The sequence below is a fragment of the Aquidulcibacter sp. genome (assembly GCF_020253525.1).
Classification (GTDB): Bacteria; Pseudomonadota; Alphaproteobacteria; order Caulobacterales; family Aquidulcibacteraceae; genus Aquidulcibacter.
The window spans coordinates 1-21699 of sequence record NZ_JADCBK010000072.1 but is presented as its reverse complement, the minus strand read 5'-3'; the positions used below and the strand labels follow the sequence as shown (position 1 = coordinate 21699).

Below are 21699 nucleotides of genomic sequence, written 5' to 3'. Positions count from 1 at the left end.
TATGCCTCATGCATTAGCGAGAAGCAGACTTGCCCCTATTGGGGATCGTCCTCAAAATTGCCAATCCCAAAACGGTGAAGCTTCGAATATAGGCTTTGACGGCTGACACCTAAAATCTCAGCGGCAGACGCTCGATTATTGCCTGTCAAATCGAGCGCAGCCTCGATACAAAGCCTTTCGACAAAATCCGTTGTGTCGCGAACGATCTCCTTCAAAGAAACCCGACCAACCAATTCACTCATATCTGCTGGCGAGCGGACTAACTCCAAAGGCTGTTGTCCACGCTCCATCTCGCGGCGGCTTACACGGCGGATGCTGAAACCATAAAAACCATCATCACCCTCTGGCACCGAGACAGCGCAAACCTCAACATCTTCCAGCTCACCGAACTGGGTTTGCAAAACCGTTGGAAAATTACGAACGACGCCGTACTTTACCAAATTTTCCAGCAAGATGTTCCGATCAACCCCGGGACGGCCGAGGAAGCGTGTCAGAGATTCCCCGTTTGCTTGTTCAGGCGTCGGTAAATGGACAAGATCCAAAAACGCCGAGTTCTCGGTCAGAATATTCAAATCTCGATCTGTAACGACCAACCCATCCGGCAGAAGATTGATCGCGGCCAACATTCTGTGGTTGCTGTCCACGATAATCGGCTCTGACCGTTCCACGGGAACCAGCCGAACCAAGAAATGCATACTACGATCCTGACGAAACAAGGACGCAGTCACATTCAATTGACGACCGTTTGACGTTAAGTTTGATTGTGGAGCCGTGCGACTTGTCGACGCCTGAGCGACCGAGAGAAGCGATGCCGCATCTTCTTGGCTTTGCACGGCAAAAAGGCGCGAAAACGGTTTGCCAACGAGGGACCCATCGCCACCGATCAGGCGGTCAGCCGCAGGGTTGGCTTCAGCGACCCGGCGAGTCGAGCCATCAATAATCAGAACAGCCTCACTGGTTGACTGGAACAGCATTCGGTAGCGCGACTCTGAAGTGCGCATGCGCGCGTAGTCACGCTCCATAGATTGCTGGGCTTGCAGCAGACGTTGTTGCAACACCGACGCAGCTCGATGATCGCGGCCAATAGCGATAATTCGGCCGTCATCACCCGTTCCGACCGCGACGTAGCGCAACGCGACAGAGTCACCCCGCCGTGACGGGTGATTCAACTCGCGCCACCGAATTGCTTTGTCTGAAGCTGCATCCCGCAGCATTTCCTCAACTTTTGGACGACTATCCTGGGTGACAGTATCGGACCAGGGTTTATTGACCCAGCTTTCAAAGTCATCGAGTTGCAAATCTGAATTGCCGACCGCGAGGTCACAAATCACGCCATCACGATCGAGCACAATTGCAACATCGCCACCTGCTGCAAGCACCTTAACCGCAATCGAAGCCTCCAAGTCACCGAGTGCCGCGGGCTGCAGCAATGGACCAAAGTTTTGATTGGGAGGGCGATGTTCCATGTGCGCGTTGATAACCTTGAAACTAGCATAAACGGCTAATGCCTGTGGGTGTGCTCGTATATGACTGTTTCGGCGATTGCGATAGCTTCTCTGCCGTCACTAGCAGAAAAATCGGCTCCGATGCTTGCGGCCAACTCAGGCCGCCCAACAATGTAGCTTCCGCCAACCAACACGAGAATATGGCGATTATGTGAGACTTTTCGTACTTGGCGGATCAATTCCCTCACAAAAGGGACTTGTGACTCGGTCGAAACCCCGATTCCGAGGATGTGGAAGCTCTCACTCCCAACCATCGCCAAGACGTCGTTGAGCCGTGAATTGGGCTCGCAGAGAGTTCTCCACCCGGCGCGCCTAAACAGTTCGTCCACCATGCGGATGCCAAAACTATGCATTTCACCGGCCGGCGTAACAAAAAGGCCGGAGGCGAGGTCATCCCGGACTTCTTCCTGGTTACGATAGGAATCGCTAAGGCGGTTCAGGAGCGTCTGCATCCGCCCAAGACCAATCGTCACATCAGCAAACGTAGCTGTATCGTTCTCCCACATCTCTCCCAAGTGACGGGCAGCGGGGGCCATGAGGTCCACGTAAACTTCATCTAAATGCATACCAGAGTTGAGATAAGCGTGCAGGATCAACTCCACATCATCAACTTCATGGGTTAGAAGAATATGCGCCAAATCCACCACAGCGGTGTGGCCAAGCACTTTCCCAGCAGCTTGACCTTGGTTTTGTTCGCGGTGGGTTTTGTGTGCTAGCATGAGACGTGGGATGATATCCCCTTCGACCATCTGAGCCAATAGCTCCATAATCTTTAAGTCGGTGGATTTGTCGCCGGAGTGCTGGGGCGATGTATTCTGAGCTTGATCCTCATGGCCGTGGCTTCTGGGATCCAGGTGCTCCAAGGTGTCTTGATTGGGCATTTGCTTCTCCAGATTGTCTTCGGAGTCACACCGTCTCGTACGCGTCCAGCTACGCGCTGCCCCCTGCTAGAATTGCCCGCTTCAGGAAGGGAACAATCAGCAGGCCATCACAAACCAGTGCAGCTGCCCTTTTGACAGAACTTTGCTGACCTCTGGTTTTGTCAGCTTACACGAAGATTCAATATGAGCCATAGGCAAATTAGTTTTTTTGTCCCCGAATGTCAAAAAGTGTCAGTTTAATTGGGCGTCCAAATTGCTTGACAATCAGGGGGGGCGTGCGAAACTGCGGGATGGTGCGGGCAATTTTAATTCCGGACCATGGAAAAATCCGGATGAAATCCTTGAAGAGCTTATCAAATTCAACGGCTTCGCATACATCTTGCGAGTGCGAAGGCGCATCCGCTGTTGAACTTGGTGCGCCTAGTCATCAGGTGAAAAAAGGTGAGATTTTCAGTGCGGACCAAGCAGGGGTTGACTGTGTTTTGTCCAATCTACCTGTCAGTTTGACACCATCTGTGGCCGCACAACGGTCTAAACCGCCAAGAAGGCCCCTCTATACCCCCGAGCAAAGGGCGCGACGTGATGCCACACCCTGGACCATGGTGCAGGCCATTTTAGCCCCATTACAATTTTTGGTATTCCTAATCAGCTTGGCTCTCGTGGCCAATTATCTGATCACTGGCAATGGGTATGAAGCGGCGACGATATCCATCCTCGCAAAAACATTTCTACTGTACACCATCATGATCACAGGTTCGATCTGGGAAAAGGTCGTTTTTGACGAGTGGCTCTTCGTAGAAGCATTCTTCTGGGAAGATGTCTTTTCCATGTTGGTTCTCGCGCTGCAGACGCTTTATGTCGTTGCGCTTCTCAAGGGATGGTGGACGCCGCAACAACAAGTCTACATCGCCGTAGCGGCTTACGGTACGTATCTGATCAATGCGGCGCAGTTTCTTTGGAAACTGCGTATGGCCCGGCTAGAAGGGCGAAAGGTCGATATCGACAACGGCAACCGGCAAACCGCCGCCTCCACAGCATCGACAAGCTCTCGATTGGTGAGGAACCAATCATGACGCCGGAAGCCGAAAAAAATGCCATTGCATGGCGCAATCTAATCGTCAGCATGCTGCCATTTGCAGACTCTGCGAGTGATGACCTGCCCATTAGCCGTCTATTGCGTCTATCGCTTTTCCAAATCACGACGGGGATGGCAGCTGTTTTGCTAACCGGAACCTTGAACCGTGTGATGATTGTGGAGTTGGGCGTTAGTGGAACTCTCGTAGCGCTAATGGTGTCGCTGCCTCTGTTGTTTGCGCCTTTACGTGCCTTGATCGGCTTTAAGTCTGATACACATAAATCCTATCTCGGCTGGCGCCGATCGCCATATATTCTTTTGGGCACATTGGCTCAGTTTGGCGGCCTAGCGATCATGCCGTTCGCACTTTTGATCCTATCAGGTGACGGGCAAGGACCGGTTGTCATTGGCCAAATCGGGGCAGCACTTGCCTTTCTCCTTGTGGGTGCTGGGATGCACACCACTCAAACTGCAGGCTTGGCTCTAGCAACTGACCTTGCAACAGACGAAACACGGCCCCGGGTAGTCGCCCTACTTTATGTCATGCTTCTTGTCGGCATGCTGATTTCGTCTTTGGCTTTGGGCAGCTTGCTGGTGGACTTTGATGCAATTCGCCTGATCCAAGTTATTCAAGGTGCCGCTTTAGTTTCGATGATCCTGAATACGGTTGCGGTCTGGAAGCAAGAAGCTCGAAATCCCGCGCTTACCGCTCCAGACCGGGTCCGCCCCGTCTTTAGAGACCAGTGGAATTCGCTGATGCAGCAGGGTCGTACCCTACGCCTCTTGGTCGCGACTGGCCTCGGGGCTGGAGCATTTGCCATGCAAGATGTTTTACTTGAGCCGTATGGAGCTGAAGTTCTAGGCATGAATGTGGGTTCGACCACTGCTTTGACCGCCCTATGGGCGGCAGGCACGCTAACTGGCTTTGCATTTGCCGCCCAGCAACTCAGCAAAGAAGGTGAAGCCCATCGGCTTGCTGGTTATGGCGCATTGATTGGAATTGCGGCTTTCGCTTGCGTCATCCTCTCTGGCGCAATCTCGCTAACGCCACTTTTTTGCTTGGGTGTTATGGGTATTGGGCTTGGAGGCGGGCTTTTCTCAGTAGGTACTCTAACCGCGGCCATGGCATTGGCGCGGGATGGCCAACAGTCTGGACTTGCGCTTGGTGCCTGGGGTGGCGTTCAGGCAACTGCGGCTGGGATTGGGATTGCCCTGGGAGGCGGCATTCGCGATCTTGGCACACAATTGTCGGGTTCTGGTGCGCTTGGCCCCGCCTTCAGTGGACAAGTGACCAGCTACGGTCTCGTCTATCATTTGGAAATTGGGCTGCTGTTCGCAGCACTTATAGCGATTGGTCCGCTCGCCAAGCATGCGCCGGGCGCATCGAAAATTCGTGAAGCACAGGAACTCACAAATAACGGAGAGCGCCGTTTTGGGCTCGCCGAATTCCCGACCCTCTAACTACGATGGAGAAGTGACATGTATAACTATTATTTCGCGGGGACCGTGGATGTCACAGAGATAGTTCTCTATGTCTTCTTTGGTTTTTTCCTTATGCTGGTTCTTTATCTCTTGCGTGAAGGTCGACGCGAGGGATTTCCGCTTGAACACGACGTCACGGGCGAGTTAGAGCCAACACCTGGTGTTTTCTTCCGCGCTCTACCCAAGACCTACAATCTGCCTGACGGCAGCAAATTGGTGAAACCGGACAATTCGCGCGACACCCATGCAACCCAATTCAAGCGGACAGCCGCTTGGTCGGGATCGCCCATTGAGCCCGACGGCAATCCTCTGACATCAGGCATTGGCCCAGGCTCGTACGCCATGCGGGCAGATAAGCCTGACATGACCAACCATGGAACAACTCGTTTGGCCCCGCTGCGCATTGCAACCGATTATTCCATAGACAAAAAGGACCCAGACTTACGGGGCATGGCACTGGTCGGGCTCGACGGCGCAACTGGCGGCGTTATCAAGGATATTTGGGTAGACCGAGCCGAGTTTCTTGTCCGCTACCTGGAGGTTGATGTCACCTCAGAAGGAGGGGCTGCCAAGCATGTGCTCGTACCCATGACCATGTGCGTCGTGCAAAAGAACTTAAATCGTGTTCGTTTGGACGCCGTTTTGGGGAGCCAAGTTGCCGGTGCGCCAACATTGGCCAATCCAGACCAGGTGACTCTGCTCGAAGAAGAAAAGATCGTCGGCTACTTTGGGGCTGGCTATCTCTATTCTACACCTGCCCGCTCGGAGCCTGCAATATGAGTGTCGAACACGACTTTGAGCCCATTCGCGGGCTCCCAAGTGACCTGCCACCGGGTGAAACCATCCTGTGGCAGGGAGAGCCGGATTGGACCCTTATGGCCAGAAGGGTTTTTCGGGTGGATTGGGTTGCTGTCTATTTCGCCTTGCTAATGGCATGGCGCGTTATCGACAGCACAGCTAATGGCCAAGACTTGGTCACAGCACTACTGGCGGCCATTTGGGTTGCACCAATTGCAATCGTGGGTTTAGGCCTCTTGGTTGGCTTGGCCTATCTGAATAGCCGCACCACGGTCTATACATTGACTAACCGCCGCTTGGTCATGCGGTTCGGCGCTGCGCTCACCAAGGCCATCAATATCCCTTACAAGATAATTGAAAGCGCCGCTGTGAACCAAAAGGCGGATGGCAGCGGCGATGTCGCATTGCAATTGGTGAAGCCCAACAAGATCTCGATTATCTTGTTATGGCCACACGCGCGTCCTGGCTTTGTCTCGCAGCCGCAACCTTCGCTCCGCTGTCTGCGTGACGCCACAAGCGCAGCGGCGGTTCTCGCTGAGGCCCTCCGGCAGACACATGAACAATCTCATGCGACTGCGCCCAGGGTCGATGAAGGGTCTCAAGCCACCAGAGGAGGTGGTGTGGGTGCAGAACCTGCCCTCGCCTAGCAACACAAATTATGACCCGCTTCGCTCAGGTGGAGCGGGTCAAACACTACCTAAACGCACCTAGTCCAACTAAAGGAATTTACACATGAGCGCGATCGACCATGAACCGTTTCCAAAAGGGGCTTTGTACGCGGCAGGCAGCTTGATCGCCTTATCGCTAATCGCCGCAGCCGTAGGCCGGTATCAGAATCTTAATCCCCCCGCCGACGCCATTGTTTCAGCACCTATCCCAAGCCAGCTCCTTAAAATGCGCTTCAAGGACGAACCGGATGGGTCGGTCATTGTTCTGAATGCCGATACTGGCGCGACGATTGATACAATTGCCCCCGGTGAGGATGCCTTTATTCGAGCCGTGATGCGCGGTTTTGTCCGCGATCGAAAACTGCGCAAGATTGGCGCCGAGGTACCGTTCAACCTTTCCCGTTATCCCAACAAGCGGTTGACGATGTCAGATCCAACGACGGGAAAGGAAATTGATCTGCGCGCCTTTGGGCCAACCAATGAAGGTGCCTTCGCCCGCTTTTTGGCTGAACCCGGGTCCCGTTAATGGCAACTGCAAGCAACCTGTTTTGCAAAGTGCGAGGTCGCTAATGGACCTTGCCGCCTTGTCTGTGCCTATAATTGCGACGGTGTTCGCTTGGTGGTTCAGCACCGGAATAATCCTCTTGCTTGTGCGCTTGCCACCCAAGAATTATGGCACCGCTCTAAGCCTGTTCGCCTTAGTCCTCGCCTTGGCCACCGGGGGCGTAATTATTACGGCCGACAAAGACACAAGCTCTGCCGCATACTTTGCAGCTGGCTGTGCATTGTGCATATGGGGCTGGCATGAAGCGAGCTTCTTGATGGGTAAGATAACGGGTCCCCGTCCTGCGGCATGCCCTGCCGATGCAAAGGGTTGGGCTCGCTTTAAGTATGCAACCTTAACCGTCATCCATCATGAGATTGCGATTTTTCTTACGCTGTTAGCCCTTGTCGGGTTGACATGGGGCCAACCTAATCAGGTTGCATCTTGGACTTTCGGGGTTTTATTCACTATGCGGATCAGCGCAAAACTGAATATCTTTTTGGGTGTACCAAACCTGACTGACGAGTTTTTCCCTTCCCATTTGGAACATCTCAAGTCCTATTTGCCCAAGCGGCCAATGAATGCATTGATGCCTATCTCGGTAGTCGGCTCGCTCATCCTCTGTGCCTGGCTAATGACTCAAGCGGACCATGCCCCTGAAGGCTCAGCCATGGCGACCGGCTTCGTATTGCTGTTTACTTTGACCGCATTGGCCTTGTTGGAACATTTCTTCATGGTCTTGCCGGTTCAAGACGCTGCCTTATGGCGGTGGGCTTCACCCAATAAGAGCGTGCGGAAACCAGATCCTAGGCCGCCAAAGGATACGGATTTAGGACCAACATCATGGGAGTCGACGAAGTGAGCCATCTCCCAGAGACCCCAGTTGATTGGCCTCTCTCAATGAAGCAAAAAGCCGCACCTATCCAGCCCATCATTCCAGCAATCGGGATAGATGGTCTGTTGTTTCCAATCGAGAAGCTTAAAGCGCACAAAGACGGCACCCTCCATTTGGCGGTTTCCGTGTTCGTGTTTTGTGGCCCTAATTTGCTGATCCAAAAGCGCGCGGAAAGCAAATATCATTGCGGGGGCCTCTGGGCGAATACTTGCTGCACGCACCCTCACTGGAATGAAGCACCGGAGGCGAGCGCCAGACGCAGACTGCAGGAGGAGCTAGGCCTCAAGTTGGAGCTTAAGGCTGCACACGTAATTGAATACTATGCAGAAGTTTCAAACAATCTGATCGAGCATGAGCGCGTCCAAGTGTTCAGAGCTGATGTACCGCACCAGAACCTTGACTTTAACTTGGCCCCTGACGAAGTGGCGGATATTCGTTGGACGGATGTGCGCGAGTTGAAACTAGATGCCATCGCAAATCCGCAAAATTATGCGCCTTGGTTCAAAATCTACCTGAAACGCTGGAGTGAGTTGGGTCTATGAAGAGCCATGCTCTCGCGATTTTATAGAGGCGCTATCAATCTGCCAGTTTTGAGATTGTGTCGCCCAGCAGACGCGAAACAACTTCTCGCGCTTCTTCAATTGATAAATCTTGCTCGAACCGTAAGGCATGCCAATTTTGGAAACTCAGGATGACTTTAATGCTTCGAGTGCTGACCTGATCTGCCAGAATATGCGGTGGTAGCAGGGCTTCTACTGTCGCAGCTTCCAAATCGAGGGTGCGTCGATATTCCTCGGTTAAAAACGCTGATCGGAAGCGCTTAAAGCTGGCAGAAAGCCGGAATGGGTGTATGCGCTCAAATATTGATGTGCGCCGCTCGACAATACGGACCAGCCGTTCTTTCCAAGTGGCCCCGATCACAGCCTCCCGAAGCAGCGGCATTACTTGGGCAGATACACGCTCACTGACTTCCTGATAAAGGCTGTCCATGTCGTCGAAGTGTCGGAAGACCGACCGCAACCCAACACCGGCTACCTCGGCCACGCGTGCCGCACTTGGTGATAAGTCACCACCTTCAATCAAGTGCAGAACTGCCGCGACAATCTTGTCGCGACTGGTTCGGCTACGCGCACGGCGACCGTCTCCGGGTGGATTGGAAGGCAAAGGTAAAGTTGGGAAGTTTGCAGAAGCCATGGGTAATCTCTCGCCTCAAATAGTCGAAATGGCAAGCCAATCCACCAGCCAATTTGCTTGAATCAAAAATATTGACATGTTAGGTGTCAATATTTTCGAAACGGCTAAGTCGAGTGCCGATTAGAGGCCTCGCTCCACTTGCCGTGACTCTCACTACAATTGGCCAGGGGGACGAGTTGGAAAAGGAAAGGGAACGAGATCGTATACGTAACTAAATCATGGCAGACGTTATGCGTTTGTGCCCACCGAAACTATCAGTTCATAATCGCATGGGCGTCCACCCTTGAGTCAGGGCAAAACTGACCAAAACCTCGCAACCATACCGGTCTTTTCTAAGGACGATTGCAGCGAGACATGATGTGCTTAGCTCGCCAAAACAAGCCCTGCCCGCCTGGCAGCAACTGCAAAAGTAACCACCCAAATCAATGCACCCAAGCCATAGGAGCAACCATGTCAGCTTTGATCATTTGGGGCACCGCCCTCCTTCTCTATGCTGTCTTCCGACTTTGGTACGATAATTGGAACGGGCCAGTTAAGCCCCATGAGGTCGAGGCATTCCTAGACTCAATTGGCGATAGGCTTGAAGAGACTGGTAATAGCAGGTCGATTCTAAAGACCTTTCTGGAGCAAGATGATGGGCGTGAGTTTCTGATGCTCAATCTTGTTAAGGCTGAAATGAGAGAGGTAGAGGATCCGAGGACGGGCCAAAGAGTTCGTGGTACCGCGCTTTTGAAGCGCTACTCAGAGCGCTTCATGCCCGTGCTGCTGGCGCGTGGCGGCCACCCGGCCATCGTGGGGCGGAAAGTTGGTGGCTATATTGATGCATGGAATACGCCAGCAGACCCAGGTTGGACCCTGTTTGGCCTTATGCGCTATCGGAGCCGGCGAGACATGATGCGCCTTGCCTTAGACCCCAACTTTATCGCGGCTCACCCTGAGAAAATATTGGGCACGCCGGTCACCTTTTCATTTCCAACGCACAGAATGTTGAGCCTCTATTTGAGCCCACGTCTAAGCGTTCTTCTGCTACTTACCTTGGCAGCAGCGCTTACTCAGTTAGCTTTTGGCACTTGAGCGGTGAAGTGGGGAAACGACAGCCTGCCCCCAACCATTATGCTCTTGTAGTCAATGGTTGGTTCGGAAATGACACGCCCGTTTAACTCCACATCCTTCATATCCAAACGCTCAACCAAAAGAACCGTTCCGTTAGCTAAGTGAAGCTTTGCTTTCGACACAAGAGGGCGCCCTAAGGTGAAACGTCCACTCGCAGCTTCAACCGGATAGAAACCCAAATTTGCAAAGACATACCATGCGCTCATCTGCCCACAATCATCATTACCAATAATGCCGTCTGGACGGTCCGAGTAAAAAGTTCGGGCAATCCGCTCGATCATCTCATAGCCGCGCTCTGGTGTGTCACTATAGGCGTACAACCAAGCAATATGGTGGCTTGGCTCATTACCGTGCGCATATTGTCCTATGAGTGCCTCTTGACCCAAGTGCTTGTTATCGCCCAGCGATGGCAGGGAAAAGAACCGATCCAACCAGCGCGATAAGCCACTTGATCCACCAACTAGCGCACGGAAGCCATCCACATCATGAAGTGCTGGGGTGGCTGTGTATTGCCATGCATTGGCCTCTGTATAATCGCCTGGATTATTCATCGGCGAAGTGGGCACCAAAGGATCAAAAGGGGTTCGCCAGCCACCCGCCTTGTTACGGGCGCGCATTGTTTGCGTTGATGGATCGAATAAATGGCGATAACCTGCGGCACGGACCTCAAATCGTTTGCCGATTTCATGCTTTCCTAAATGCCTCGCGACACGCGCCACTGCGTCATCACCAATACCGTATTCTAGTGTCTTTGAGACCGCTTCGCCCTCATTCAGATCATAAGGCAGATAGCCAAACTCTTCGTAAGCCCGCCAATCACGCTGGGCCCATGCGGGTGCATTAGGTCGCGGATCAGTTGAGGTAGCAATCATCGCCGCTAGAGCTTCGGCCTTATCAAAGCCTTGAAACCCTTTTGCCACCGCATCAGCGATAACAGGCAAAGCGGGATTGCCGATCATGGTCCAAGTCTCGCGCCCCCACGCGGTCCAAAGAGGCAAATAGCCTTGGGCTCGATGATGCTCAAGCATGGTCTGAATCATTCCATCGACGCGTTCGGGTACGATCAAAGTAAAGAGGGGATGGACGCCTCGGAACGTGTCCCAAAGGGACAGAGTGCTATAATAGTGACCCGTTTCGGCTTTGATGACTTGGCCGGTTGGACCTCGTACCCGGCCGTCCACGTCAGCAATATCGCTTGGATGGATCAAGGTTCGATAAAGGGCGGAATAGAATATCCGTTTCTCCCTATCGCTTCCTTCGATCTCAATCCGCTGCAGCAAGGTGCTCCACTGGCTACGAGCAGACTGAACGACAACGTCAAAACGCGGCTGACCAAAAGCAGCAAGATTGGCACGCGCCCCAGCCACATCCACAGTCGATAGGGCAATGCGCGCCTCTAAAGCTCTGCTCTGTCTAAGGTCAAATTCCAGAATCAAACGCGGCGCGCGGTCTCCAGGGCGCGCGGGCAAGGTTATGACATTCGAAATCGGCCGACTAAAGCGCACAATGAAGGATGCCTCACGCTCAACCCAGTTTTTCGACCAAACAGTACCACTAATCTCACCACGAACAGCATCCGTTTTCACTTCCGACTTCAAAACTCTTGGGCCATCACCAAACAAAATGCCGTGCTGCAGGTCGAGAAGAACCTGCACCTTGCCCGAACGGTCAAAGCGATAGCGCTGAATTGCGACGCGCTGACCGGCTGTGAGTTCGACCCGGACGCCGTGATCCTTCAAAGTTACAGCATAATAGCCTGGGCTGGCTTTCTCCGTCACTTTGTCGAAGGAACTGCGAAAATTGACAGTTTTACGGGTCCATTTAGTCCCTGATGAGGGCTGGAGCAAAACGTCGCCCAGCTCACCAATGCCCGCCCCGCTGATATGGGTGTTGGAGAAACCAAGGATCGAGCGCCCTTGATACTGGTAGCCACTGGAGTAGCTCCAACCCCGATCCTCCATATCAGGACCTGGCGCAACCATGCCAAAAGGTACGACTGCACCAGGAAAGACATGGCCGGTACCATCTGTGCCAATAAACGGATCTACATAATTCAGTGGGTGCTTCTCTAATGCCTCGACAGGCGTGACCAATATTAAAGTGGCAAATCCAAACATCCAAAAGACAAGTCGCTTAAGTACTCGCATTTGCGTCTACCCCTTTGCCTATACTGGCGAAAAACAAGAGAGAACGATGCAAGTTGGACTTCCAATAGTCCCAATCATGGCCGCCAGAAAGTTCTTCATAGATATGTATCAGGTCATGGCTTGCCATCTTTTGGTGGAGTTCTCGGTTTGCGGGGAGAAGAGCGTCCTCTGTGCCACAATCGAAGCGGATGGAGGGTAGTTTTCCATGAGCCGACCGCATAGCCGCAAATATGTCCTGGTCGCTTGGATTAGAACTCCACCCGGCGGTGTCGTCTTCAATCAGCTTGGTTAACTGGGCAACGTTAGTCACTGCCGAATGCGCGCTGATAGCCCTATAGGCACTGGGAAATTTGGCACCGAGGCGAAGGGCTGCAAAGCCACCCATGGACAGTCCGGCCAAAAATCGGGGCGAAACAGAGCTGCAGGCCGATGTTAGCGCGTAAGCGATTGTTGGAACTTCTTCTACAATCCATTTCTCATAATCAGCATCGGCATGCGCAATATAGCCAGACCCATCTCCCCAAAGACCATCGGATGGCATAAGAAGCACCATAGGTGGAATCAGTTTCTGCGACATTAGCGCCCGTGCGGTCAGATGCGCTTCACCCTTAAATGCCCAAGCCCAATGCGAACCGAAAACGCCGTGCAATAATGTCACAACCGGAACGTTCGCCAACGCCTCAAGGCCTTTAGGAATGAAAGCCGTGACATCTGCCCGTCTGCCCAAGGCTTTACTTTTGACGGTGACATGAGACAGCCCAAATGTATCTGCCGTTAATTCCGCATTCTCAAAAGTTCTAAACATGTGCCCTACCATTCTCGAAGATAACGACACCCTTTGCGGTGCGGCCTGCCAACATATCGTCGATGGCGTCACTAAGAGCTTCGAGACGATAGGTCTTGGAGATCATTGTCGACAATTGAAGCGTGCCTTCAGCTGCCCAGTGCATCAAGCGAGGGAAGTCCCGGTCGGGCACGCAGCCGCCATATAGAGGAGTTACGTACCGCTTATCCCACCAGAACATAGGCATTGGGACCTCAACAGGCCCATGGGCCCCACTTACTTGGACAGCCATCCCGCCATTACGGACTAGCTTTAATGGCAAAAATGCTAGCGCTGCAACGCCTGTGGCCTCGAACGCAAAATCTACGCCGCGTCCCGCGGTCTTGGCTTTAACCTGTGCGGTTAGGCCGTCGTGATTGGCGTCAGATGAATCGGCAAGGATAAGGTCTGTGGCCCCCATCTCTCGTGCGCGGTTCAAACTTTCCTGCCGAAGGTCAATCGCAATAATTTTGCTGACACCAGCCAAGCGCGCGCCCTGCACAACCGAAAGACCCACCCCACCACAGCCAACAATAGCGAGTGTATCGCCGGGACTGGGTTGCGCGATATTCAGAACAGAGCCGACGCCCGTCATGACGCCACAGCCCAGAATACAGGCATGCTCGACAGGAATTTCAGGCAAAATTGGGGTTACAGCCGACCTACGAACCAAGGTAAACTCTGAAAATGTGCCAAGATTAAAGGCACGCTCAATAGCTTGGTCCTGCCAAATGGTATGCCCTAGTCCAGCGCGGCTTGTTCCATAGGTTTCAGGGTCAATCCCATGTGAACGCTCGCAGATATTGGCGTGCCCAGTCTCGCATTGCTTGCAGCGGCCACAAGGTATTGCCCAATTAAGCAGAACCGGAGTGCCAATTTCCAAGTCAATGACATCCGGTCCAACGGCCTCGACCCAACCGGCTCCTTCATGTCCTGCCACAAGCGGTCCCTCCCACGAAAGAGATGCATAATCTGTGTGGCATATGCCGGATGCACCAAGTGCCACCCTTACTTCGTCCCCAATTGGTGCACGGACAGATACATAATCCAAAACAAATCCGCCCCGGCCATCGGTAATGGCAGCCAGCCCCTTACGGCTGCTTGTTTGGCTCGGGCTCAGCATGTTGCACGCTCGTAAACTATCGGATTTTTCGGCGTTTGGATGATTTCGCCAATGCGTGCGCCTGGACACCATTGGACCCAGTCCCCTTCTTGGATGCCGTTTGTTGGCTTTTGGAGCACCATGTCAACGTCCATGTAGATTATGGTCATCACACTTCGCGGCTTGGTAGAGACATTTGATCCGGCCTTGTGGAACGTCCAACCCAAGTGAAAGCTGACATCACCAAGCTCATATGGATTCTGGATTAACGGGAATCGACGGGCTTCCATCATCGCTGTAATGGCGGCTTCGCTTTCATCGGAAATGCCGAGGTCTCGACCAAATGCTTCATGTTGACTACCGGCATAAAAACTCAGTGGACCCATTTCTAGAGGGACGTTCTGTAAAGGAATCCAAGCGGTAATTGTGCGGTCAGTTGAAAGTGGCCAATAATACTGATCTGCGTGCGCGGGCGTGATCCCACCACCAGGCTCTTTGTAGAGCGATTGATCATGGTAAAGACGCACACCGCGTACACCCATCAATTCCGCAGCGATACGACCCAAGGTTTTACCAAGAACGAAAGCTTTTACACGCTCGCTTTGTTCCCACAGATTCATAACTTGTAAGAAGGCGCGATCGTATGTGGTTCGCTCCTGCAATGGTTTAGTCTGGGTATTAAGCGCGATGGTCAGGCTTGTGATCTCGCGACCATACTCAGCCAATACACTTGGCGACAACACCGATTTCAAATGGATGAAGCCGTCTTTCTCAAACTTGTGGAGCTGCTCTGGCTTCAGGTCAAAGGGAAGATCGAGATCAGAGTTCAGAACAAGACTCATGGAAAGAATCCTTGGCTAGATAGCGAGGGAAGAGAGACCAGAAAGGCCGATACCGGACCGAGCGTGATTTCCTTTCTGCCGACCGATACTCTGCCGACAGTCAATGCAGGCTGGTCAACCAGCGACTTGGAAGTAGGGACTATTTGAGTCTGGCCTGAGAAATTGAAGCCCGCCAGGCAAGTTTCACCCGAACAATTGCGGGAAAAGATAAGACAAGAGCCATCCTCGTGAAGAACCTTGAAATCGCCATAGCGCAAAGCAGAACTCGACTGGCGTAATCGGATCGCCAGCTTCGCAAAAGCCAATACAGAGGCTCGATTTTTGGACTGTAAGTCGATACTTTGGTCCCGGTGTCCTTCTATAACTGGCAACCAAGGCTTCGTGTCTGAAAAGCCCATAAAGGCTTGGTCATGGAGCCACGGCAGCACAGTCCTGCAACCATCACGGCCCTTATTAGCAGGCCAACTGGCAATCCCGAGGGGATCTTTTAAGTCCTCAAATCTGAGTTCTGCTTGAGTAAGCCCCAGCTCCTCCCCTTGATACAGAAAAACTGTGCCACGCAGAGCAAGGAGGAGTGCTAAGGCAAACTGAGCGACTTGATCTGATGGAGCATCGAGTTCCCATCGGCTGGCCACGCGCTCGCAGTCATGATTGCTCAGCGCCCAAGACGGCCAAGCTAATGCACCCAGCCCTTTAGTCCATGGCACCATCGCTTCGCTAAAGTGTTTCGGGTCAGCGCGATTGCTCAATAGCTGAAATGAATAGGCGGTATGTAGGTGATCTGATCCGGCCGTGTATTCAATCATACGAGCGAGATTGTCATCGGAGCCGATTTCACCAACGACAAATCTACCTGGAAACTCGTTCAGCAATGCTCGAATTTGCTTCAGAAAAGGCAAGTTTTCAGGCTGACAGACATTATAAATGTGCCGCTGCATAGTAGCCGGACTCTCTCCGGGCTTTGGCGGATTATTGCGAAGCTGCTTGTCGTGGAAATAATAGTTCACCGTGTCCAGCCGGAAGCCATCAACACCGCGTTCGAGCCAAAACCGCCCTATATCCAAAATGGCTTTCCGAACTTCTTGGCAGTGAAAATTCAAGTCCGGCATCTGGGGCAGAAAGTTATGCAAATAGTATTGGCCACGACGGGGCTCCCAGGTCCATGTGCCGCCGCCCATCCAGCTCTGCCAATTCGTCGGGCAGGATCCATCACACAGTGGGTCGGCCCAAACATACCAATCCGCTTTCGGATTTGTGCGACTTTGACGGCTTTCTTGGAACCACGCATGCTCAATGGCCGTGTGCGACCAGACCTGATCAATGATTACCTTTAGACCGAGCGCATGCGCTTTGGCGATCAAAGCATCAAAATCTCGCATGTCGCCGAACATCGGGTCGATGGCGCAATGGTCGCTGACGTCATAGCCAAAGTCTCGCTGCGGCGATGCAAAAAATGGAGATAGCCAGATTCCATCAACTCCGAGTTCTGCGACATAGTCGAGCTTGGAGGTTACCCCCTTTAAATCGCCGATCCCGTCGCCATTTGAATCGGCAAAGCTTCGTGGATAGATTTGATATAGCGTTGCGCCACGCCACCAATTCGGATCAGAAAATTGCATTGATTGGTTTAATTCGCTTGGTTTGACCAAATTTAATTGGCGGGACCTCACAAGCATAGAGGCTTCACCTTTGGCATGTCACAAACAATGCCATCACCAGACATGCGAAAAACTATCGCGAACTTGACCCATGATCCGGGTAGGTTGCGCGCTCTGGGACTTCACGAAGACTTCCGAATGAAAACTAAGATACTTGGATGCAGCGAATAAGTGACTTTCTGCCTTAAAGTTATCTCCAAATATCAAAAGCAGGTCGATAACAGTTCAGAGAAGCGATTTTCACTTGCTGCTGCCGCTGCATAAACCATTAATACACCAGTTTCTGCTTATCTATCTCTTACTACGTAAAGGTAACGGCCAGCTGTGTTGTTTTCAAGGAGACAGAGAACTAGGCGACGCGGCGAACGCGGCAATCTAGCCGTGGTCACGGGCCTTATTGCGATCCCTGTGGCCATGATTGTTGTGATTACAATCGAGATGGTGTCGCTCAGTAGTGAGAAGGCGCGAATGCAAGCTGCTGTTGATGCCGCAGCACTCGCTGGTGCTCGCGAACTGGCCGTTGCTGGTGGCTCCGCCCGGAATGCCAATGGCTTTGCAGAAACGTTCGCGATGAACCAAGTCTCTGATTTGTCGCCGCGAATAGCTATGACCTTTACCGCAAGCCAGAATTCCAATGGTGGATTCCAAGTTGCTGGAGTCGGACTACGTGGCTCCTTTTTCGGCAATATGGTTCCCCCTGGAGGCTTCAGAATCGAAGTTAACGCGGTTGCGGAGGCGTTGAACCAAGCACCCCTTTGTGTGCTAGCTTTGCCGGAAAACGAAGACGACGAAGCTGAACCATCTGGCTTGAGCGTTATTCTTAATAGCAGCGTTCAAGCCACAAATTGCTTGGTTCACTCAAACGGGAATATGCAGACAGAAGGCAAAGGCGTCGTAACGGCCGGAACGATCCAAGCTTCACGCACAGCAACCGGCACCGGATTTACACCGGCCGCCAATAGTGGAGCGCTTCGCGTTGCCGATCCATTTAGGGGGCGAACTATCAAAAGAGCCAATGCGTGTTCAGGCACTCCAAGCGCAGCGCTTGAAGTCAATGGATCTTCAGTTTTTACACTTCCGGCGGGCGTTCACAATCGAATAGTCCTTGTACAAGGCAGCGGAAAGCTAATTCTCGGAGCTGGCGAACATTATTTTTGCAGGTCTTTTGCTGTAAGAGGCAACGGAAGTCTTACTGGCGATAACGTGGTAATGATGTTCGATGATGATGCGACGTTCAATGCTACGGAGAGCTCAATCATTGCATTGACCGGCAGAACAACAGGTGACTGGGCTGGCTTTGTGATTGTCACAACGCGAGACAATGAAGAGGACATGGAAATATCCTCCAGCTTCGTCGATAAACTTCTGGGTACCATTTATTTGCCCAATGCCGAATTGCTGATTAATGCAGCGGGATCTGTTGCTGAAGATTCAAAATGGAGCGTAGTCGTCGCCAAAGAGATTGCGTTAGATCGCAACGCTCGGCTTGTTATCAATACAGATTACACAGGCTCTGGCGTTCCTGTTCCTATTGGCGTGGGTGACAAGAAGCTAAGCGGAAACGGAACTAGATTGCGCCAGTAATTTTTCTACACAAGCTCGCTTTAGGACCTGGGCAGTCGGACCCTTTGGGCACTTTTGCCATTGGAACATAAGGAAAACTTTTCTAAAGCAGATGGATAAACCATTCCCGGGCTAAGGTGCCAACGCCTCCAACGAATTAGCAATCCTCCTCTTAATAGCAGCGTCTTCCTGAAGTGCACTTGTGAGCACTTACACGCTGGCCAAGGGCCGAACGAGTTTTACGCTCCAAATCAAGGTCGACCGCAAATCCCGGCGCGGCCGGTTCGCGACTTTCAGAGGCTTAGTTGCCATGCTGTTAGTTGAGATTGCCATTATTAGTAGAATTGGTCGCTCTGTAAGCTGAGCGAAGTAGGCTGCTAATAACAGCATATACAGCAGCCAGAGCTCTCAATAGGTAGAGTAGCACTAATTGCGCGAGAAACTTCGTAAGCCAGCAAATCATGGATATGACGCCACAAATTAGGATCCGTTTCGCAGCGACACTTAGCATCGACCACAGCATACCGATTCCCGTTGCCTCCAATTGGGCAAGACTAAACGGCGATTTAATTCTGCCATATGGATTTATGATGCGTACTATCGCCACGATCGAGGTCTTGACATGGTCAAAAAGGGGATTCCGTGGACCTACACTATACCCAATGTGTTTAACATGTTAACCAAAATATTGATTTTTTGACTATTTCCGACTGCGCAAAAATGATTTTTTCTGGCCTAATGGGCCTTTTCCAAAAAATTTTATTGAATGGCTTAGCTACTCCTTCACCCCCTGTTACTACTGAGAATGCTTTGGTCCTTGCTTTTGTGCGCATTTGGAACAGGCTAATCTATGTCTGGAGTTCGTAACCTAGCTGCGTTGGCAACTTCAGCCTCGACAAGTCGTGTGCTGAATCTAAACTTGGTTGCGAAACGCTATCCAGACGATCCAATGCGCAAAAAGGCACCCCTGTTTACCGATGATCTTCTGAACCGTTCGATCCTAGTTAAGCACAGGCTTCGACGGGATGAAGCCTATTTGTTGCCGAACTCCGCTGCGGTTGCCACTAAGATCATTTTCCCTTTAGATTTTGACGACCTCGAACTCGGCGGACGTTCGATTTTTGTGAACCAGAAGGGCTTCCGCCAGGCCATTTGCGATTTGGTTGGTTATCGCGAGTTGGAGCTAGAGAAGGACTTCCTTGTGCTTTCCTTGCTCAACGAATTGCCCTCCCTCGATCCATTCTTGGTCCGAGAACAGTTGAGGAGAAACCACCACCAGCCAGCAGACTGCTATTTTTCGATCTCGCCTGCTGACACGAGTCGCATGCAGAGCTTCACGAATGCTGAGATGGCCCCTTTGATCCGCATGGCATTCCAAACAAAGCCGGGCGCAACTAGTGCCGGTCTGGTTGGAAAGTTGGCTGATGCCCTTCTGTCTGCGAATGCGGATACGCGCCTCGACCCATTGAGAGAGACCCTTGGTCTGCATGGAGATCAGTTCACCCAGGGCATCTTCAGCTGGAAGGGTTTCATTTATTACAAATGGCAATTCTCTGAAATGATTCAAAGCCTCATCCGGGTCACCCAAGAGATGGAACATATCAAACCATCAGGCCGGAATGACGTTGCAACGCGTGAGGAAATTCGGGCTCTTAAAGCCTCTATCCGCAAACGGATCCGCGAAGCTGCCCGAAACTGCAGTCGCGTCTTGGCTCTCTACGATGATGCTTTTGCAGACCTTGTACACCGAGGCAATACGGCGGCTTTCCGCCGCTTCCTTTTGGAGGCGCCTATATTCTTTTTAGACCTCGGACATTCCATGGGCATGATTTCGCACATCTCGTCCTTTTGGGGTTATCGGTTTAAGGGCGGCTCAGCCGATTTACCAACCGCGGAAGAGTTCCGCGACATTTTGGTTGAGTTTGAGACCGGGCTTGCCCCGCGGCAATCGTATTCCCAACCATGGTGAACTGACAGCCTAGCGCTTGCTGGGTGTGATTGGGTTCACATCATAGGCGGCCAAAGTGGCCAAGGTCACAATTTCAGACACAGGTGCCGACAGCGAACAGATTTGCACAGGGTGCCTTAGGCCGACAATCATGGGACCTAATACAGTCGCTCCACCCAAAAATTCCACCAGATCTGTTGAAATGCGGGCCGAGTGAATAGCTGGCATCACCAAAACATTAGCAGGACCTGACAACCTCGAGAAAGGATAAAGGCGGTGTGAGTCAGCACTCAGCGCCACACCAACCGACATTTCCCCCTCATATTCGAAGTCAATTTCTTCCATCCGGTCTAAGATAGCCGTCGCCTCACGGCATTTCTCGGAGCGCTCGCCCATGGGGCGACCAAACGTAGAATAGGCCACAAAGGCAACGCGTGGGACGAAGCCCAGACGCTTAGCAGCGCCAGCTGCTTGAATTGCAATGCGCGCCAGATCCTCAGCGTTTGGCATTTCGGTCACATTGGTGTCGGCGACAAAAATGGTTCGCCCCTTCGAAATCAATACTGAAAGGCCAATTGGCTTGGTCCGAGGAGGCGCATCAATCGCCAACATCACCTCACCGAGCGCTTGGTCGGTCGTCCGAGTGGTCCCCGTAACCATTCCATCTGCATCACCCATTGCAACCATTGTTGCAGCGAATACGTTTCGATCTTGATTGATCATGCGCTGGCAATCGCGCAACAAATACCCACGACGCTGCAGACGGCGATAGAGATAATCTGTATAATCAACGTTGCGGTCAGAAAGGCGGGCATTGAATATCTGGAGCCCCGAATCTTCAGGAACACCTACCAATGACTTATTGCGCCGGACCTGTTCTTCGCGGCCAATCAAGATGGCCTTGCCCATTTCCAATTGTTCAAATTGATAAGCGGCGCGGATCACTGCGGGGTCTTCGCCCTCTGCGAACACAATTGTCTTCGGGTTGGCACGAACTGTCTCTTGCAGACTTTGCAGTAACGAAGCTGTTGGATCGAGGCGCTGGGCCAATCGATCTCGATAGGCACCCATATCATCAATCGGTTTTCGGGCTACCCCGGTGTCCATCGCAGCTTGCGCCACCGCTGGCGGAATGGCCGCGATCAATCGCGGGTCAAATGGTGTCGGAATGATGTAGCCTGGACCGAACTTTAGCTGGCGGCCATGATAAGCGGCCATTACTTCATCCGGCACATCCTCGCGTGCAAGCTCTGCCAAGGCTCGGGCCGCTGCCAGCTTCATTTCCTCGTTAATGGTTCTCGCGCGGACGTCGAGTGCACCACGGAATATGTATGGAAAGCCCAAAACATTGTTGACTTGGTTCGCATAGTCGGAACGGCCCGTAGCGATAATGGCGTCAGATCTTACTTCCATAATCTCTTCCGGGCGAATTTCAGGGTCGGGATTGGCCATGGCGAAAAT

General features: G+C 52.3%; 19 protein-coding genes. 10 read left to right on the top strand and 9 right to left on the bottom strand.

The genetic code is table 11. The features are described from left to right. Nucleotides 1–35: 35 nt before the first annotated feature. Together ppsR and IOB61_RS09725 are read right to left on the bottom strand one after the other, a co-directional pair. Nucleotides 36–1466, bottom strand: coding sequence for a transcriptional regulator PpsR (ppsR, locus tag IOB61_RS09730; RefSeq protein ID WP_290815727.1), 1431 nt, complete (start codon nt 1464–1466; stop codon nt 36–38). 35 nt (nt 1467–1501) lie between these two features. Then, on the bottom strand, nt 1502–2386 hold the full coding sequence (locus IOB61_RS09725) for a cobalamin-dependent protein (RefSeq protein WP_290815724.1): 885 nt from the start codon (nt 2384–2386) through the stop codon (nt 1502–1504). Nucleotides 2387–2718: 332 nt separating this feature from the next. Between IOB61_RS09725 and bchF the strand changes: the two genes are divergently transcribed. From bchF to IOB61_RS09690, 7 genes are all read left to right on the top strand, one after another. Beyond that, on the top strand, nt 2719–3459 hold the full coding sequence (gene bchF / locus IOB61_RS09720) for a 2-vinyl bacteriochlorophyllide hydratase (RefSeq protein WP_290815721.1): 741 nt from the start codon (nt 2719–2721) through the stop codon (nt 3457–3459). Next, nucleotides 3456–4922: a BCD family MFS transporter gene (locus IOB61_RS09715; RefSeq protein ID WP_290815718.1), complete on the top strand. Its 1467-nt coding sequence runs from the start codon at nt 3456–3458 to the stop codon at nt 4920–4922. The genes bchF and IOB61_RS09715 overlap by 4 nt, the downstream gene beginning before the upstream one ends. An 18-nt stretch (nt 4923–4940) precedes the next feature. Further along, nucleotides 4941–5723, top strand: coding sequence for a photosynthetic reaction center subunit H (gene puhA, locus IOB61_RS09710; RefSeq protein WP_290815715.1), 783 nt, complete (start codon nt 4941–4943; stop codon nt 5721–5723). After that, nucleotides 5720–6388 carry a photosynthetic complex putative assembly protein PuhB gene (puhB, locus tag IOB61_RS09705; protein ID WP_290815712.1) on the top strand — a complete coding sequence of 223 codons (669 nt, stop codon included), beginning with the start codon at nt 5720–5722 and terminating at the stop codon, nt 6386–6388. The genes puhA and puhB overlap by 4 nt, the downstream gene beginning before the upstream one ends. Before the next feature lie 85 nt (nt 6389–6473). After that, nucleotides 6474–6935 carry a photosynthetic complex assembly protein PuhC gene (gene puhC / locus IOB61_RS09700; RefSeq protein ID WP_290815709.1) on the top strand — a complete coding sequence of 154 codons (462 nt, stop codon included), beginning with the start codon at nt 6474–6476 and terminating at the stop codon, nt 6933–6935. A gap of 64 nt (nt 6936–6999) precedes the next feature. Further along, nucleotides 7000–7815, top strand: coding sequence for a putative photosynthetic complex assembly protein PuhE (puhE, locus tag IOB61_RS09695; protein WP_290815797.1), 816 nt, complete (start codon nt 7000–7002; stop codon nt 7813–7815). A gap of 38 nt (nt 7816–7853) precedes the next feature. After that, nucleotides 7854–8390 (top strand): NUDIX domain-containing protein, encoded by a 537-nt coding sequence (locus IOB61_RS09690; protein ID WP_290815707.1) that lies wholly within the window; start codon nt 7854–7856, stop codon nt 8388–8390. 34 nt (nt 8391–8424) lie between these two features. Here the strand turns inward: IOB61_RS09690 and IOB61_RS09685 are convergent, their stop codons facing one another. Next, nucleotides 8425–9042 (bottom strand): TetR/AcrR family transcriptional regulator, encoded by a 618-nt coding sequence (locus IOB61_RS09685; protein ID WP_290815704.1) that lies wholly within the window; start codon nt 9040–9042, stop codon nt 8425–8427. Nucleotides 9043–9492: 450 nt separating this feature from the next. Here IOB61_RS09685 and IOB61_RS09680 point away from each other — a divergent pair, with 450 nt between their 5' ends. Then, nucleotides 9493–10116, top strand: a complete 624-nt coding sequence (locus tag IOB61_RS09680; protein ID WP_290815701.1) for a hypothetical protein — start codon at nt 9493–9495, stop codon at nt 10114–10116. On the opposite strand, the gene IOB61_RS09675 is transcribed toward IOB61_RS09680, so the two are convergent. The 5 genes from IOB61_RS09675 to IOB61_RS09655 are packed head-to-tail and all read right to left on the bottom strand — an operon-like array spanning nt 10095 to nt 16745. Beyond that, nucleotides 10095–12302 (bottom strand): GH92 family glycosyl hydrolase, encoded by a 2208-nt coding sequence (locus IOB61_RS09675; protein ID WP_290815698.1) that lies wholly within the window; start codon nt 12300–12302, stop codon nt 10095–10097. The two genes, IOB61_RS09680 and IOB61_RS09675, sit on opposite strands and share 22 nt — an antisense overlap. After that, nucleotides 12289–13107, bottom strand: a complete 819-nt coding sequence (locus tag IOB61_RS09670) for an alpha/beta hydrolase-fold protein (RefSeq protein WP_290815695.1) — start codon at nt 13105–13107, stop codon at nt 12289–12291. The genes IOB61_RS09675 and IOB61_RS09670 overlap by 14 nt, the downstream gene beginning before the upstream one ends. Next, nucleotides 13100–14248, bottom strand: coding sequence for an alcohol dehydrogenase catalytic domain-containing protein (locus IOB61_RS09665; RefSeq protein ID WP_290815692.1), 1149 nt, complete (start codon nt 14246–14248; stop codon nt 13100–13102). Before IOB61_RS09665 ends, IOB61_RS09670 begins: the two co-directional genes overlap by 8 nt. Continuing rightward, nucleotides 14242–15069, bottom strand: a complete 828-nt coding sequence (locus IOB61_RS09660) for a phytanoyl-CoA dioxygenase family protein (protein WP_290815689.1) — start codon at nt 15067–15069, stop codon at nt 14242–14244. The genes IOB61_RS09665 and IOB61_RS09660 overlap by 7 nt, the downstream gene beginning before the upstream one ends. Continuing rightward, nucleotides 15066–16745, bottom strand: a complete 1680-nt coding sequence (locus tag IOB61_RS09655) for an alpha-amylase family glycosyl hydrolase (protein ID WP_290815685.1) — start codon at nt 16743–16745, stop codon at nt 15066–15068. Before IOB61_RS09655 ends, IOB61_RS09660 begins: the two co-directional genes overlap by 4 nt. A gap of 306 nt (nt 16746–17051) precedes the next feature. On the opposite strand from IOB61_RS09655, the gene IOB61_RS09650 reads away from it, so the two are divergent. Together IOB61_RS09650 and IOB61_RS09645 are read left to right on the top strand one after the other, a co-directional pair. Beyond that, entirely contained in the window at nt 17052–18311 is a 1260-nt protein-coding gene (locus IOB61_RS09650) for a pilus assembly protein TadG-related protein (RefSeq protein WP_367272836.1), read from the top strand. 829 nt (nt 18312–19140) lie between these two features. Next, nucleotides 19141–20259 (top strand): hypothetical protein, encoded by a 1119-nt coding sequence (locus IOB61_RS09645; RefSeq protein WP_290815678.1) that lies wholly within the window; start codon nt 19141–19143, stop codon nt 20257–20259. Nucleotides 20260–20268: 9 nt separating this feature from the next. On the opposite strand, the gene IOB61_RS09640 is transcribed toward IOB61_RS09645, so the two are convergent. Further along, nucleotides 20269–21699, bottom strand: a 1431-nt coding sequence (locus IOB61_RS09640; RefSeq protein WP_290815676.1) for a phosphate acyltransferase, incomplete at its 5' end; no start/stop codon positions are given.

Bases quoted from the DNA above. Each gene is read 5' to 3' on its own strand.
- ppsR (WP_290815727.1), bottom strand. From the start codon at position 1,466: ATGGAACATCGCCCTCCCAATCAAAACTTTGGTCCATTGCTGCAGCCC.
- IOB61_RS09725 (WP_290815724.1), bottom strand. From the start codon at position 2,386: ATGCCCAATCAAGACACCTTGGAGCACCTGGATCCCAGAAGCCACGGC.
- bchF (WP_290815721.1), top strand. From the start codon at position 2,719: ATGAAATCCTTGAAGAGCTTATCAAATTCAACGGCTTCGCATACATCT.
- IOB61_RS09715 (WP_290815718.1), top strand. From the start codon at position 3,456: ATGACGCCGGAAGCCGAAAAAAATGCCATTGCATGGCGCAATCTAATC.
- puhA (WP_290815715.1), top strand. From the start codon at position 4,941: ATGTATAACTATTATTTCGCGGGGACCGTGGATGTCACAGAGATAGTT.
- puhB (WP_290815712.1), top strand. From the start codon at position 5,720: ATGAGTGTCGAACACGACTTTGAGCCCATTCGCGGGCTCCCAAGTGAC.
- puhC (WP_290815709.1), top strand. From the start codon at position 6,474: ATGAGCGCGATCGACCATGAACCGTTTCCAAAAGGGGCTTTGTACGCG.
- IOB61_RS09690 (WP_290815707.1), top strand. From the start codon at position 7,854: ATGAAGCAAAAAGCCGCACCTATCCAGCCCATCATTCCAGCAATCGGG.
- IOB61_RS09685 (WP_290815704.1), bottom strand. From the start codon at position 9,042: ATGGCTTCTGCAAACTTCCCAACTTTACCTTTGCCTTCCAATCCACCC.
- IOB61_RS09680 (WP_290815701.1), top strand. From the start codon at position 9,493: ATGTCAGCTTTGATCATTTGGGGCACCGCCCTCCTTCTCTATGCTGTC.
- IOB61_RS09675 (WP_290815698.1), bottom strand. From the start codon at position 12,302: ATGCGAGTACTTAAGCGACTTGTCTTTTGGATGTTTGGATTTGCCACT.
- IOB61_RS09670 (WP_290815695.1), bottom strand. From the start codon at position 13,107: ATGTTTAGAACTTTTGAGAATGCGGAATTAACGGCAGATACATTTGGG.
- IOB61_RS09665 (WP_290815692.1), bottom strand. From the start codon at position 14,248: ATGCTGAGCCCGAGCCAAACAAGCAGCCGTAAGGGGCTGGCTGCCATT.
- IOB61_RS09660 (WP_290815689.1), bottom strand. From the start codon at position 15,069: ATGAGTCTTGTTCTGAACTCTGATCTCGATCTTCCCTTTGACCTGAAG.
- IOB61_RS09655 (WP_290815685.1), bottom strand. From the start codon at position 16,745: ATGCTTGTGAGGTCCCGCCAATTAAATTTGGTCAAACCAAGCGAATTA.
- IOB61_RS09645 (WP_290815678.1), top strand. From the start codon at position 19,141: ATGTCTGGAGTTCGTAACCTAGCTGCGTTGGCAACTTCAGCCTCGACA.